The organism is Rhodococcus sp. IC4_135 (genome assembly GCF_011602025.1).
Classification (GTDB): domain Bacteria; phylum Actinomycetota; class Actinomycetes; order Mycobacteriales; family Mycobacteriaceae; genus Rhodococcus_F; species Rhodococcus_F baikonurensis.
Genome location: NZ_JAAOLG010000019.1, coordinates 66713 through 81712, shown reverse-complemented (window position 1 = coordinate 81712; position 15000 = coordinate 66713). Strand labels below are relative to the sequence as shown.

The 15000-nt window shown below is 57.7% G+C and carries 11 protein-coding genes; 5 read left to right on the top strand and 6 right to left on the bottom strand.

Going from position 1 to position 15000, the window contains the following annotated elements:
* Nucleotides 1-93 precede the first annotated feature (93 nt).
* Genes G8767_RS25890 through G8767_RS25870 form a run of 5 tightly spaced genes read left to right on the top strand, consistent with a single transcriptional unit; the run spans nucleotide 94 to nucleotide 7253 of the window.
* Nucleotides 94-825: an ABC transporter permease gene (locus tag G8767_RS25890; protein ID WP_206029791.1), complete on the top strand. Its 732-nt coding sequence runs from the start codon at nucleotides 94-96 to the stop codon at nucleotides 823-825.
* Nucleotides 825-2570, top strand: coding sequence for an ABC transporter ATP-binding protein (locus G8767_RS36600; RefSeq protein WP_166812622.1), 1746 nt, complete (start codon nucleotides 825-827; stop codon nucleotides 2568-2570). Before G8767_RS25890 ends, G8767_RS36600 begins: the two co-directional genes overlap by 1 nt.
* Nucleotides 2571-2597: 27 nt before the next feature.
* Nucleotides 2598-4277 (top strand): ABC transporter substrate-binding protein, encoded by a 1680-nt coding sequence (locus G8767_RS25880; protein WP_095973409.1) that lies wholly within the window; start codon nucleotides 2598-2600, stop codon nucleotides 4275-4277.
* A gap of 36 nt (nucleotides 4278-4313) precedes the next feature.
* The gene (locus tag G8767_RS25875; protein WP_346843040.1) at nucleotides 4314-6068 is read left to right on the top strand and encodes a DUF885 domain-containing protein; all 1755 of its coding nucleotides are present in this window, start codon (nucleotides 4314-4316) and stop codon (nucleotides 6066-6068) included.
* 24 nt (nucleotides 6069-6092) lie between these two features.
* The gene (locus G8767_RS25870; RefSeq protein WP_166812620.1) at nucleotides 6093-7253 is read left to right on the top strand and encodes a GNAT family N-acetyltransferase; all 1161 of its coding nucleotides are present in this window, start codon (nucleotides 6093-6095) and stop codon (nucleotides 7251-7253) included.
* A gap of 1010 nt (nucleotides 7254-8263) precedes the next feature.
* Here the strand turns inward: G8767_RS25870 and pdxS are convergent.
* From pdxS to G8767_RS25840, 6 genes are all read right to left on the bottom strand, one after another.
* Nucleotides 8264-9181 carry a pyridoxal 5'-phosphate synthase lyase subunit PdxS gene (gene pdxS / locus G8767_RS25865; protein WP_166812618.1) on the bottom strand — a complete coding sequence of 306 codons (918 nt, stop codon included), beginning with the start codon at nucleotides 9179-9181 and terminating at the stop codon, nucleotides 8264-8266.
* Between the two features lie 13 nt (nucleotides 9182-9194).
* Nucleotides 9195-10787 (bottom strand): N,N-dimethylformamidase beta subunit family domain-containing protein, encoded by a 1593-nt coding sequence (locus tag G8767_RS25860; RefSeq protein ID WP_095970764.1) that lies wholly within the window; start codon nucleotides 10785-10787, stop codon nucleotides 9195-9197.
* Nucleotide 10788: 1 nt separating this feature from the next.
* Nucleotides 10789-11727 carry a carbon-nitrogen hydrolase family protein gene (locus tag G8767_RS25855; RefSeq protein WP_166812616.1) on the bottom strand — a complete coding sequence of 313 codons (939 nt, stop codon included), beginning with the start codon at nucleotides 11725-11727 and terminating at the stop codon, nucleotides 10789-10791.
* 35 nt (nucleotides 11728-11762) lie between these two features.
* The gene (locus G8767_RS25850; protein ID WP_095970766.1) at nucleotides 11763-12926 is read right to left on the bottom strand and encodes an acyl-CoA dehydrogenase family protein; all 1164 of its coding nucleotides are present in this window, start codon (nucleotides 12924-12926) and stop codon (nucleotides 11763-11765) included.
* Nucleotides 12923-13432, bottom strand: a complete 510-nt coding sequence (locus G8767_RS25845) for a MaoC family dehydratase (protein ID WP_095970767.1) — start codon at nucleotides 13430-13432, stop codon at nucleotides 12923-12925. The genes G8767_RS25850 and G8767_RS25845 overlap by 4 nt, the downstream gene beginning before the upstream one ends.
* 73 nt (nucleotides 13433-13505) lie before the next feature.
* Nucleotides 13506-14987 (bottom strand): aldehyde dehydrogenase, encoded by a 1482-nt coding sequence (locus G8767_RS25840; RefSeq protein WP_095970768.1) that lies wholly within the window; start codon nucleotides 14985-14987, stop codon nucleotides 13506-13508.
* Between the last annotated feature and the right edge of the window lie 13 nt (nucleotides 14988-15000).

The following is a 15000-nucleotide window of genomic DNA, read 5'->3' as shown; positions in this document are numbered from 1 at the left end:
CGACGACGCCGGCACCGTTCGAGCAAGACAATCTATTTTCTATCGTGCTTGGTCGCAATAGTGTTGCTACTTGCGCTGATTGGCCCTTGGCTCATGCTGCGCCAGGCTGAAGTCCAAGATCTGTTGATCGGAGTTCAAGGCCCAACGCGAGAACATCTACTTGGCACTGACGATCTGGGGCGAGATGTCCTCGCGCAGCTCGTCGCTGGCGGACGCGCGCCGGTAGTCGGAGCGTTTCTCATTGCTGCAGGTGCCTTGGTGATCGGAAGTGCGGTCGGGCTGATGTCCGCCCTTGCCGGTGGCTGGGTAGGTGCGGGATTGATGCGATTCGTCGATGCGATCTATGCGCTCCCCGCGCTATTGGTGGCGCTCGTGCTCGCAGGGATAAGCGGTGGTGGGTACCTGATGGCCGTCGGGCTGATGATGGTGTTGTTCTCGCCATACGACGCTCGACTCGTCCGCAACGCGGCCCTCGTAGAACTCGAGCAGCCCTATATGGATGCGGCCAGATTGATGGGAACGCCGCGATGGCGAATTCTGGTTTTCGAGCTGTGGCCGAACATCAGGTCGGTCGAACTCGCTAATGCATGTGTGAATTTTGCTTACGCACTGGTGACATTGTCTGCGCTTACTTTTCTGGGAATCGGGGTTCCCGCCAACTCAATTGACTGGGGTCTGATGCTTGCGAACTCAATCGACTACCTCGGCGCGAATCCGTGGATTGCGCTAGCTCCCGGACTGGCCATCGTCGTTGTTGCGACGTCAGTGGCCCTGCTATCCGACGCAGTTCAGGATTACGGACACGAAAAGGGCAGGACTGCGTAATGACTCGAGACTGGGCCTTGGATGTGCAGCACTTGACTATCGAGACTGACGCAGGCGCGGTGATCGTCGACGACGTCGGACTGCGGGTCCGCGCCGGCGAGACCATCGCAATCGTCGGCGAGTCGGGAAGCGGGAAATCTGTGACAGCTCGCGCAATCACCGGTTTGCTTCCAGCCGGACTGTCTGCCACGGGGCATATTCAAATCGATGGAAGGTCGTTCGAGAACGCTGACGAGAAGACCTGGCGGTCGGCACGAGGATCGGCCATAACCTGGCTGCCTCAGGATCCGTTCACCATGCTCAGCCCATTGCGAAACGTCAAAAGTGCTATCTCTGACGGAATCGGCACCCGTATACCCCGTGATGAGCTTGTCAAGCGGCTGAACGAAGTAGGAATCAACGACGAGTCCGTAGCGCGCAAGTATCCGTTCCAGCTCTCAGGCGGTATTCGGCAGCGAGTTGGAATAGCGTGTGCGCTGTCGTCTGATCCACGAATTCTTGTTGCCGACGAACCGACGACAGCCCTCGACGTCACATCGCAACGCAAGGTGCTTAGCCTGATGCGTGAAGTTCAGCGCGCGCGGGGATTAGCACTCGTACTGATCACACATGATTTACCTGTGGCATTGTCCATCGCTGACCGCATCTATGTGATGTATGCCGGAACCGTGGTTGAAGAGTTCGCGCCAGGTGAACTCGCGAACCGGCCTCTGCATCCTTACACACAATCACTCTTGATGGCCGATCCGCCCGTCGACAGAAAGGTTGCGCGTCTCGCGTCAGTCGCGGGAGGTGTTCCGACCCCCGGGGATCGACGAGCAGAATGCGTTTTCAAACCGCGATGTGACTACGCAATCGAGGACTGCGCAAAGGGGCGACCCCTGTTGGTCGAGGTCGGCAACCGCCGAACGGCGTGTGTCCGCAGCCTTGATCTCACCCTTCCCGCTCACAGAGCATCGGAGTGTGCACGGGATAGGAATAGTGGGCCAATTGTGTTGTCCGCCTCGCGCATCAAAAAGCGATTCGGCGAGCACGAAGCGCTACGTGGCGTCACTATCGAAGCCCGACGAGGGCAGATCGTCGGAATCGTTGGAGGATCTGGTAGCGGCAAAACCACGCTCGCGAGAATTATCGCGGGCCTGGAGGTCGCGGACGAAGGTGTAGTCGAGACACCGATGGAGACGAGGGAACGCTGTCGAGCGAAGCCTGTCCAAATGGTTTTCCAGGACCCGTCCGGAACCCTGAATCCCTCCCAGACTGTCGGAAAGATTCTGCGGAACGCTCTTGCTGCCGGAAGTATGGATTCCAGGCCCAGCGACGCCGTCGCGCTACTAAGCCTTGTTGGTTTGCCGGGATCCTTCGCGGATAGAAAAGCATCAAGTCTGTCCGGTGGACAGAGACAACGAGTTGCGATCGCCAGAGCATTGGGACCAAGATCGCAAGTGCTGTTGTGTGACGAGCCTACATCCGCCCTTGACGTAATGGTCCAAGCGCAAGTCTTGAATCTACTTCGAGATCTTCGTGACGAGCTTGACGTCGCGATGGTGTTCGTTACCCATGACTTGGGTGTTGCTCGTCAAATGACGGACTATCTCTATGTGCTCGAGCGCGGCCACTGTGTCGAGCACGGTCCAACCGAGCGGGTATTCGACGACCCTCAGCACGAGTACACGAGAGAACTCCTTCGAGGAGGTCCGACGTATGTCGACGGCCCCATGGCCGGAGTGGCAGCGATGAACCACTAACTGTTGCAGAGAGTTTCAACTATCTCAGTGGCGGATACCAAAGGAGAAATTGTGCAAACAGCACTGCAATACCAAATCAATCGGCGCACACTCTTGAAGAGGTTGGGCCAGGCGAGCCTGCTAGCGGCAGGGGGGTCGATCTTGGCGGGGTGCGGTGGAGAGTTGACCAGCGCTGGGGTGATCAGCGAAAACCTGAGTGGGCCTGTGACTTCCACGTCGATCCCTAGCCTCAACTGGTCGATTACCAAGAGCGCGGACAGTCTGGATATCGCTCAAAGTTTTACTTCGCAAACTGGCGTGCTGAGTTCGTTGGGCTACGACACTCTGGTGATTCTCGATCACGAGTTGCAGATCGCGCCCTGGATAGCCACCATGGTCGAGGCTTCCCTCGTTGAGTACCGTTTCGACTTGCGTGAGGACGTGAAGTTCTGGGATGGGACGCGACTCACTGCAGAAGACGTCGTATGGTCCTACGCGCGCCACCTCGATCCTGAATTGTCCTCTGCCGTAATATCATTGTTGGCAAATGTTGAGTCCGTAGAGGCTGTGAGTGACAGCCAAGTCATGATCACCCTGTCGTCGCCGGATCCCACATTCAAGTACGCGGCGTCCATTATTCAGATCTTTGGAAAGACACAAGGTATCGAAGCGGGGTCTGCATTTGGATCGCCAACTGCCATTCCTATGGGCACCGGTCAGTACCGGCTCGCGGAGTACACAACCGGTGGCGGTATTACCGGAGAGTTGAACCCGTACTACTGGGGTGTGGCTCCAAGTATTCAGAAGATTTCTGTGAAGGTGGTTGAGAACCCGGAAACGATTCGAGTGGCTACCCAGCAAGGAGCCAACGATGGCATGTTCGACGTACCAGGTGCGCAACTGTCACAATGGAACAAGACCCCCGACGTGCGCGTCGGAACCGCAACAGGCCTTAGCCCACTTTTGCTGCGTTTCCCAATGACAGTGAAGCCCTTTGACGATCTCAAGGTCCGCCAGGCGATTGCTCACTGTATTGATCGGGAAGGCATCGTCAAGTCCGTCCTGGCCGGGGCAGGAGAGCCCGCAGTCGGGCTACCCACTAGAGGGCACTGGCAAGGAGTCCTCTCGAATGGCGAGATTGACCTCTTCCTGAATTCATTGCCGGCGTACAGTTTTGACCTCGATCGGGCCAGGAGTGCGCTCGCAGCCTCAACGGTATCTGGTGGATTCAGCGCGGATATCTATGTCTCGACTGACGCAGACATATCGATAAAGTCGGCCTCTTCGCTGGCAGCAAATGCTGCCATGATCGGAATCAAACTCAACCTCAAGGTAATCTCGCTGAACGAACTCCAACAGGATTACCTCATCGCGCCGGGCAAGAAACAAGGCCTTGTGTTGAGTTCCACGGCACCGACCTATCCTGATCCTACCGATATGCTCAGTCCGTTCTTCAGTTCTGATCCTGATGTTGGCTATCTAAACGCCTCTGGATTCGCAGATCCGGCGGTTCAGTTGCTTCTGCAGCAACAACGTGGTGTAAGAGGCACGGAACGCGTCGACCTTTTGCAGCAGATTACGAGGATCGGCCAAGAACAACTGCCAGTCGCGCCAATCGCGTGGATCAATGCGACAGCTGGCATCCGAGGTAACTACAACCTGAACGACTTCGATGCGTTCACCTACTACCGCCCATGGGCGCAGACCATCGGAGTGGCCAACAGCTGATCGCGAAGTCGATCCGCACGGTTCCACGCGCGCTCGGTGATTCCGCTGGTGGCGCTCAAGAGCTTCGTGACAAGAAGCCGTTTTGACTACCACTATGTCCATCAAACCTTGAGAGGTGAACAGAACTTGCGAACGCAGACCGTCGTAGACGCCATCGCGGACGACTATTTTGACCGATACTTGCTCCTGAATCCACTTGCTGCGACGTATCTTGGCGTCGAAGGTACCCACAACAGTTTTCCCGATCTCTCACCGGATGGGCTTGCAGAGATGTCAGCGTTGCGCCGGCGAACTCTTGCTTCTCTCGAAGGAGCGGAAGGTGCCGATAGTGTGGATCGAGTCACGATCGCTGCTCTCAGGGAATCACTGTCTGTCGCAGAGGAGTTGCGCTCCGCGGGCCGCGAGGATTCATTGCTTCGCAACATCGCGTCGCCCGTACAAGAGGTGCGCGAAATCTTCGACCTCATGCCCAAGCAGTCCGCCGATGACTGGTCGGCCATCGCAACACGAATGTCCCGAGTGCCGGAAGTCCTTCATGGCTACGCCAGGTCCCTCCATGAAGCTTCCGATCGCGGCGATATCAGTCCGCGGAGGCAAATAATTGCAGTAGTGCAACAGCTTTCACGCAATGGCGGACAGGGTGGAGTTTTTGCCACCCTTGTCGAATCTGCCCCACAGTCCCTCGCACAATCGTTGCGCACCGACCTTTTGAAGGCTGCTGCGTCCGCGCGTGAGGCGTGCTATGACCTAGCTGAATTTCTGTCGGACAATTTGCTCCCAACTGCGTCTGATCGCGACGCTGTCGGGATTGACGTATACAAGTTGCATTCGCGTGCCTCTCTGGGGACGGTTATTGACCTTGCAGAGACTTACGAATGGGGGCAGGCCGAACTCGCCCGAATCACGGCAGAGATGATTCAACTTGGCGACAAAATCTTGCCGGGGACCTCACTACGAGAAGTGCACAGCTTCCTCGATGCCGACGAGACCAGACTGATCCGGGGGAGAGGCGCCCTGGTCGAATGGATGCAGTCGAAGACGGACATTGCCGTCGAAGCATGTGCAGGAACGCACTTCGATATTCCGCATGCGCTTCGTGTCATTGAATGTGGAATAAGTCCCGGAGGTACTGGCGCCATCACGTACACCCCGCCGACTGAGGATTTCGAGCGGCCCGGACGAATGTGGTGGGACTTGCCAGACGGGGTGGATGAATTCTCCACCTGGCGGCAGTTGACCACTGTCTATCATGAAGGTGTCCCAGGTCACCATTTGCAGGCCGCTCACGCCTTGTCGCGGGTTGACGAACTTAACCGTTGGCGCAGAATTGGATCGTGGGTCAGCGGGCATGGGGAAGGCTGGGCGCTCTACGGTGAACAGCTCATGGCTGAGCTCGGATTTCTAGGGGATCCAGCCGAAAAGCTAGGAATGCTCGACGGACAGTCCATGCGGGCAGCGCGGGTCGTTCTCGATATCGGAATCCACTGCAACTTTGAAGCACCGGCCGAAATGGGCGGTGGCAGTTGGACCTACGCTAAGGCGCACCGATTCCTAGCTGCGCACTGTTCACGAGACTCGAAGACGCTTCAGTTCGAAATCGAGCGATATTTGGGATGGCCAGGACAAGCTCCCGCCTATTACGTGGGGAAACGCTTGTGGATGGAGCTGCGCAAAGAATCTGCATTAATGCATGGATCGAAATTTGAACTCCGAAAGTTCCACAAGACTGCGCTCGATGTCGGGTCGGTTGGCCTGGATGTAATGCGTCAGGCTGTGCTGGGGACGCTCTGAAGACGAAAGTGCGAAATATATATCATGAGTACCTCAATTCGACCGCTGTCGATCTCTGACGCCGAGGAGTGGCGCGGCTTGTGCCGAGAGGCCTTCGGTAGTTCTACGCTCCAAGGCGACATTGAGGCATCATTTGGTCGACCTGGACAAACAGTGTGGGGTGTGTTCAATCGGTCGGGAATGATAGCAACGGCCTCGGAACTTGATTTCCAATCTTGGTTCGGCGGATCGGCGCTGGCAACTTCTGGCATCGCAGCCGTTACTGTTCGTGCTGAGCACAGAGGCCAGGGATTACTCCGTCAACTGATGCGCGAGATTTCCGAAGTTGCGCGCATACGTGGCGCGCTCCTTACGAGTCTCTTCCCTACCTCGACGACCGTTTACCGGAGATATGGATACGAGGTGATTGCCGAGCTGCTGACGGTTCGATTTCCGACTCACGAATTGGCAAGCGCGGGTGCCTATTCAAACGCGCGACGTGCACACCACAGCGATGCAGCCCAAATCGCTGCCGTCTACGATCGCTGGGCGCGGCAGCAGAACGGCCCGCTGACGCGCGTGGGCGCAGCATTCCCTGCTGGCTCAAATATACTCAATCGTCCAGGTTTTCAGGTCACGGTAGTTGATCGCGCCGATGGTTCGATCGGCGGCTATGCGATCTGGCGTTGCCCGAGCAATTTCGGCATAGACAGTGTGCTCGAAATAGATGAATTCGTCGCCGATGATCGCGAGTCCGTCGTCACACTAGCTGCGGCACTAGGTTCATTCAGCGCGGTTGCACCGATCGCTCAACTGCGAACGTCGGGTATGGACGTTGTGCGCCTTATTCTGCAGTCGTCGCAGTGGGAGGTATCACAATCTGTACCCTACATGCTTGCGGTTCTCGACCCGCAGGTTCTGGGGCACCTGACATTTCCTTCAGATATGTCTCTGGCACTGAGCTATTCGGTTGCAGGTGTGCAGAATTGCCTGGAGATCAACAGCGGGACCGGAGTTTGCACACAAGCGGAGGCCTCCAGCGGTCGTGTTCTCACGCACGGTGGTCTAGCTCTTACATTGGCAGGTGCGCAATCCAGCGCCAACTTGCGAAGTTTGGATTTCCTGAGCGGTGGAGACGTGAATTCCGACTTGCAGTGGGACGCGCTGTTCTGCCGTAGGCAGGTCCATATTCGTGATCACTTCTGACCGTGCAAGAGCGCCAGTTCGGTAGGTGCGGAGATCCCTTACCGATGCACCAGAAGTCCTGAACCAGAATTGATCTGGTGAGTAAGATAAGATTGCGGGCCCTGCTCATCGTTGTTTACGGGAACAGTCAAATCAAGATGCAGTCATTGCGGTAGGTCGCACAATTGCGGAGCGATTCTTGTTGATGCACTGATCTATGTGCAAGAATTCCGTTGGTGCGCTTAATTTCTCAGTTCCTGCTCCAAAGATGAGGTTGCGCATCCCCACTGCATTCTCTCCGCAGAACTGGAGGGCGACACCTCAGATGCTGGTGTCGGGTTGTTCACCGGCGGCTGAGGTTCCACGCTGATTCTTTGGAACAGTGTCTGCGATGACTCGATGCCGTGTCCCTGGCAACGTGTGTTTGTCTCGGAGTGCGAGCTGCTGGTCCTCGCCAGGTTCAAGTTGGGCGCCGCCTTGTCCGTGCAAGTCAAGCATCGAATTGGTTGCAAGCGAGACAAATTCGACCATTCTTGAGAAACCGAAACGGTCTCGTATCGACCTGTTCTCGCCGGAGTATGTCGCCGTGTAGCGACGGTGGTGGGGCGTCGTACACGGCGGCATTGGAATAGTCCGTTGCGTTCCACGTGAGCTGTAGCGACCTTGGCGGAGTGTATCTGTGTGCTCTTGACGGCACTCTCCGATTGTTACCGATCTCCGGCGAGACCTCTCGCCGCAGCCTTTTGTGTCGGCATTGCCTGTGGATCGGGAGATGATGTGAATTTCAAGTCTGCTGTGAATCTCGAACAAGTACATGAAGAAGTGGGGAGCGGACTTTCGGCGATCGGTGGTACCCGACTCTTGCCGTGTAACACCATCAGTGTCGGGAGTAGCCGAAATGGCCGCCACATCGGTTGCGGGACAGTCGAATTACTCGTCAACAGACTAGTTTCCGATTTTCCAGACTCGATGATGGCAGCCATTGTTCGGTTCTCAGCGTCTCAGCTGCATATCCTCGTATCGATTGTGGGCTACCAGCCGCGCTCTGCGAGGCGATGCCCGACGGGCAGGTCGTCGACGTTGATTCCGACCATTGCCTCACCGAGTCCGCGTGAGACCTTGGCGAGCATGTCCGGGTCGTCGTAGAACGTGGTGGCCTTGACGATGGCCTCGGCGCGCTGCTTCGGGTTGCCGGACTTGAAGATGCCCGATCCGACGAACACGCCTTCGGCGCCGAGCTGCATCATCATCGCAGCGTCTGCCGGGGTGGCGATGCCGCCGGCGGTGAACATGGTGACAGGCAGCTTGCCGGCCTTGGCGACCTCGACGACCAGTTCGTACGGGGCCTGCAGTTCCTTGGCGGCCACGTACAGTTCGTCCTCGCTGAGCGAGGTCAACCGGCGGATCTCGCCGCGGATAGTGCGCATATGGGTGGTGGCGTTGGAGACGTCGCCGGTGCCGGCTTCACCCTTCGAGCGGATCATGGCCGCGCCTTCGTTGATGCGACGCAGCGCTTCGCCGAGGTTGGTGGCGCCACAGACGAAGGGAGCGGTGAACTTCCACTTGTCGATGTGATTGGCGTAGTCAGCCGGGGTCAGGACCTCGGACTCGTCGATGTAGTCCACGCCGAGGCTCTGCAGGATCTGCGCTTCGACGAAGTGACCGATGCGTGCCTTCGCCATGACGGGGATGCTGACGGTGGAGATGATGCTGTCGATCATGTCCGGGTCGCTCATGCGCGAGACGCCGCCCTGTGCGCGAATGTCCGCGGGGACCCGCTCGAGTGCCATGACGGCGACGGCGCCTGCGTCTTCGGCGATCTTGGCCTGCTCAGCGGTGACCACATCCATGATCACACCGCCCTTGAGCATTTCAGCCATGCCGCGCTTGACGCGGGCGGTCCCGAGTGCAGCTGAGGTGGACGGGATATCTGCCAATGAATGCGTCATGTGTTCCCTTTCCTTACATTCCCGTGTAGTGGTGATCGGTCGCTTTGTGCCTATCAACAGGAGTCGCGGCGCAAAGTCGTTCGATCACGTTCAGTGTTATGCGCTCGATCAGTGGGTCGTGGCCGCGAAGGCCGAATGCCCAGTCCGTACATCCGGTGGTGAACACGACGCCGCCCTTGGTGTACATCCCGAGCACTGCGTTTCCGTGGCCCAACCGACGCGCTGCCGACGAGTCGGTGTTCCCGAACAGTCGGTCGGCAAAAAACTCGAGATCGCCTGGTTCGTCCTCCGCCAGGGCTGCGTTGGCAGGAAAATCAGTGAATGATGGTGTGTTAGACCATTGTCGGGCAGGTGAAGTCGCAAGAATCGTGAACGTTTCCGGTGTTCCGTCCTTCGACGTCGGCCTAGGTAACCCATCCTCTCCGAGAACGAACTCGCAGCCGTCTGCCTCGTATCCGACTACGACATTCTCAGAGCCGACGAGATCACCGTAGCGAAGTCCCGTACCCTCGAAGACCCAGTGATCAGGTCGCCAGACAGAGTAGCCCCCGGTTCCACGCGGAGCTCCGTAGCCGACACGTGCGTACCCCCCACGAGTAAAGCTCACTCCGGTCAGTAGATTCTCCGGACGTCCGATGACAGGGTCAGACCAGCAGCCGGTTAGGAATCTGCGGTTGTCGGTATCTCTCACAGGATCCTTCGTCAGAGCGTCATACTTATAGGACGTCATGGTGCGGCCATCGTCATCCAGGCGCACCTGCCAGCCCACGCTGTTGCCTGAGAAGAACGCAACATTTCCGCCTTCGGCAATAAATTGTTCGAGCGTGTCACGCATTCCCCACGACCAGTACTCGTCGTGCCCGACGCTCAGGACCAAGTTCTTGCCGTCAAGAACTTCCGGGTGTAACTCCAAGTCGGAACTCACTGCATAGTCGAGTTCGATCGCGTTTTCCTCTGCCCACACAACGAACGGCTCTTCCCAGTTGAACCAGCCTGCGGCGGCGCTCCACCCTGAAACTCGGTGTCGATCAATGTAATCGCGCTGTCGAGCTAACTCGGGATCATAGGTTCCATGCGGTGTGGCGGCTCGTAACAGCTCGCCAGGGGGACGGCGAAGCAGTCCAGGCGCGATGGGACGCTCAAATGACACTTGGACTCCACCTGTATACAGGTTGTTCCCACCCCAGTCGTTGTAAGCGCTGTAGGTATTGGTTGTTAGAACAAGGAGAATCTTCGGACTCGTGACGGATTGGGCCGAGCGAAGTACGAAGAATGCAGGTGTCTCGAGGACCTCGTCTCCGTTGGCGCGAAAGAGCACCTCGTAGTATCCCGGTGCCCATTCAGCGGGCAGCGTGAACGAGAGCGTCACCGACCAATCGCACCCGCGGGCGTAGGCATCTTCTGGAGTCGACTGGTGGATGACTGTCACTTCGTTCTGTGACCAGACCACCTCACGGTTTCGCCCGATGCGGGCGATCTCGACGGTGCAGACGTCAGTTTCGCTTCGAGAACTGAGGTGGAGAGTGAGTTCTTCGCCCGGTTCGTAGCTCAGCTTTCCCGCGTAGCCCTCGATCCGGCCTTGGATCATGTTCGGAGGTGACTGCATTTCACGACACCTCCGGGGCGAGACGACGGGAATCGGCACGTCCGAAAACGGGCGCGATTTCTCCATTGACGAGAGCGTCGTATGTGTAGGGCTTTCGATACGCGTCGCCCCACACTTCACTGGCCCTGAACTTCCTCAGAGCGTTCAGGTCGATATCGGCGTAGTAAATACCGGGACTATCCTCGGCGAGTTGGAGAGTCGGGTCGAGAGGAGTTCGGTCCGGTTCGAAGCAAACTCCGCTGTACACCACCGAGCGCCCGTTAAGGTTCAGCGGATACTCGCGAAGGGCGACCTCGGATGTACTGGTGTAATTCGCCATCGCCACCGACATCATGTTCTCGAAAGCGCGGGTTCGGAACTGAGCGATCCGATCGTCCGTGAGGTGACAAGCATTCGGCACCAAGACAAGTTCTGCGCCCTTTGTCATGAGTATCCGCGCAGTCTCGGGGAACTCACGATCGAAGCAAATCATCATCCCGACGGCGACGGGGCCGGCGGCTGTATCCAATTGAACTACCGGCAAATCTTGGCCGGGTGTGAGGGCAGCCTCCATCCAGTAATCGCAGGTGTGAATCTTGGCGTAGGTCGTGAGGATCTGGCCATGACGGTCGATGAGTGTGGCAGCGTTGCGGGGGAGTGGATCCCACTTCTGTAGGTAGGTTGCCACGATAGCGACACCTAGTTCGCGGGCCAAGGTTGCGAAGTGCTGGACGAATTCACCCTGGTCATCGGTCGCCATGGAAATCCATTCCTGGCGTCCGGCATCGTCATCCGGGCAGGCGGTGTATCCGATCTGCCACATTTCTGGGAAGAGGACGATGTCTGCTGCCGCGGCGGCAGCTTGACGGACAGCGATCTCTCCCTCTTGGAGAGCGCGTTTCGGGTCCTGTCCTGGTGTGGGCTGTTGAACCAAGGCAATTTTCAGGTGTCGGGAAGCCACAGGTATTGGTGTAGCGGACGTCATCATGTATCTCCTCAGAATGAGCGGGGGAGGCCGAGAACCCGCTCGGCGATATGAGAGAGGATCAGGTTTGTCGATACTGGTGCAACTTGGTACAGGCGTGCCTCCCGGAACTTGCGCTCGATGTCGTACTCACGAGCCATGCCGTAGCCTCCGTGAGTTTGCATAGCTACGTTGGCTGCTTGCCAAGACGCGTCTGCCGCCAAGAGTTTCGCCATATTTGCTTCCGGCCCGCATGACAGTCCAGCGTCGAAAAGATCGGCCGCTTTCCATCTCATTAGGTCGGCCGCTTCGATATCTATATGGGCTCTCGCAATCGGGAACTGAATACCCTGATTCATTCCGATGGGTCGATCGAAGACGACACGTTCGTTGGCATAGTTGCGTGACTTCTCGATGAACCATCGACCGTCACCGACACACTCAGCCGCAACGAGAATCCGTTCGGCATTCAGTCCATCGAGAAGATAGCGGAAACCGGCGCCCTCATCGCCAATCAACGAATCTGCAGGGATCACCATGTTGTCGAAGTGGAGTTCGTTCGTATCGTGGTTGACCATGGTCTCGATGGGCGTGACCGAAAGCCCTTCAACTTCGCGCATATCGATCAGAAACAGCGAGAGTCCATCGGTCTTTTTGGTGACCTGGTCGCGTGGCGTCGTTCTGGCGAGAAGCAGAATCAGGTCGCTGTGATTGACCCGTGAAGTCCAGACCTTCTGTCCTGACACCACGTAGTGGTCGCCGTTGCGGACAGCCTTCGTTTTGATGCGCGTCGTTTCGGACCCAGCGTCGGGTTCGGTTACAGCGAATGACTGTAGCCGGACCGTCCCATCTGCGATCGATGGTAGGTACTTGTCCTTCTGTTCGGGGTTGCCGTACTTCAATAGCGGACTCATCGTGTAAAGCTGAGCGTGTACTGGAGTCGCCACGCCGCCACGAAAACTGATTTCCTCCAGGAGAACCGACGCGTCTCCCAAGTCGAGTCCGAGTCCACCGTACTCGGCCGGAATCAGTGCGCTGAGCGCACCTGTCTTGGTGAGATCGTCTACGAATTCTGTTGGGTATTCACTTTTTTCGTCTACTCGTCGCCAATAGTCCGGCGAATAGCGACTTAATACGTGGGCGACGACACTTCGGAAGTCTTCCCGGATTGAATTGTCCTTCCGCCTATTGGTCATACGGTCACCGCCGTATGGCGATCGCTACCGCGCTGCGGTCCCTGCCCGCGCTTGTAGATCATGACGGTGCGTACGTAGGTGACGACCTCGTCGCCCCGCTGGTTGTATCCAGTCGTACTCACCGTGACGATTCCCAGGTTCGGTCGTGATGTGGACTCGCGCACAGCGAGGACCTTGCTCAAAGATGAGATGGTGTCGCCCTCGAACACTGGGTTCGGCAGTTGAACCGCATCCCACCCCAAATTCGCGAAAACGTTCTGTGAGATCTCGGCCACGCTCTGGCCTGAAACCAATGCGAGAGTGAAGGCCGAGTTCATGAGTGGCCGGCCGAACTCTGTCTGTGCGGCGTACTCATGATCGAAATGGAGCGGCGCAGTGTTCTGAGTAAGTAGCGTGAACCAGATGTTGTCGGTGGTGGTGACTGTCCGTCGCGCAGCGTGCTCGATGAGGTCACCGACGACGAAGTCTTCATAGAATCTTCCAGCTGGTGCTTTGTGCAAAGTCATTGTCTCTCCTTGCAATTGGCCGAGTCTGCTCGGCGGCTTGTGACGGCCTGGATCGGATGGCGAGTCAGTGGTGTCAGCCGATGGTGAACGGATCACGACTGGCGCCCTCGAGTTCCACCCAGATCGACTTGTTTTCGGTGTACTCGCGTAGCCCTTCAAGTCCACTTTCGCGCCCCCATCCGCTCTTCTTGAATCCGCCGAACGGAACACCCGGTGCGGACAGCCGATAGCAGTTGACGTAGATGCTTCCTGCGCGCAGCTTCGCTGCGACGCGGTGCGCGCGATGAACGTCCTTGGTCCATACGGCCGCCGCCAGTCCGTATTCGCTGTTGTTGGCTTCGGAAACCGCTTCTTCCTCGGTTTCGAACCGCATGACACTCAACACAGGGCCGAAGGCTTCTTCTCGGGCGATGCGCATAGTGGGTTTGACATCGGTAAGCACGGTCGGCTGGACAAAGAGCCCGCCCAACTTTGGATCCGGACCTCCGCCATAGGCGACGGTTGCGCCCTCGTCCTTCGCGGACTGCAATAGACCGAGCACTGTAGCTAGTTGGTTGGCGTTGGCGACCGGCCCCATCTCAGTTGCCGGCATCTTGGGGTCACCCAACTTGATCGTGCTGGCTCTGTCTACGATGCGTTTGACCAAATCGTCATGAATGCTGCTGTGCACGAGCAACCTTGAACCTGCCATGCAGGTCTGTCCGGTAGCGGCGAACACTCCGGCGATGATGCCACTGGCCGCTGCATCGAGGTCAGCGTCCGGAAAGACTACCTGTGCCGACTTGCCGCCCAGCTCGAGTGACATACGTGTGAGATTCTCGATGGCGCTGTGTCCGACCTGAATTCCGGTAGCAGTGGATCCGGTGAATGCGATCTTGTCGATTCCGGGATGCGATGCAAGGGCTTTGCCGGTCTCGGGACCGAGTCCGGTCACAATGTTGACCACTCCGGGTGGAATGCCGGCTTCAGCAAAACATTTGCCCATCTCCAATGCCGACACGGGAGTGTGTTCCGACGGCTTCAGGACAAACGTGCAACCTGCAGCCAGTGCTGGCGCGAGTTTCCAGGTGGCGAGGAGAAGTGGCGAGTTCCACGGGATGATTGCGCCCACTACGCCGACTGGCTCTGGGCGCGTGTAGACGAAGTAGTTGGGCTTCGCTGATGGGATCGTCGCACCCTCGATCTTGTCTGCCAGGCCAGCGAAGTAGTAGAACCATTGGGGCAGATAAGCTGTCTGCGCTGACATCTCGCGTAGAAGTTTGCCGTTGTCTCGGGTCTCGATCTCGCCGAGTCGGGGCGCTTCTCGCTCGAGGATCGCAGCGAGCTTACGCAACCTTGCCCCACGCTCGGTGGGCCCTATTCGATGCCATTCGCCTTCGAACGCGGCGCGTGCTGAGGTGACAGCTCGGTCGACGTCGGCTGCGCCTCCATCCGGCACGATCGCCCAGGGTTTACCCGTCCACGGATCGAGGCTTTCGTACGTCTCTCCCGAAATCGACTGTGTCTCATGGCCGTCGATCAACATGCCGTACTTGTTCATTGCGGTTCCGCTCATCTCGTCTTGCCGT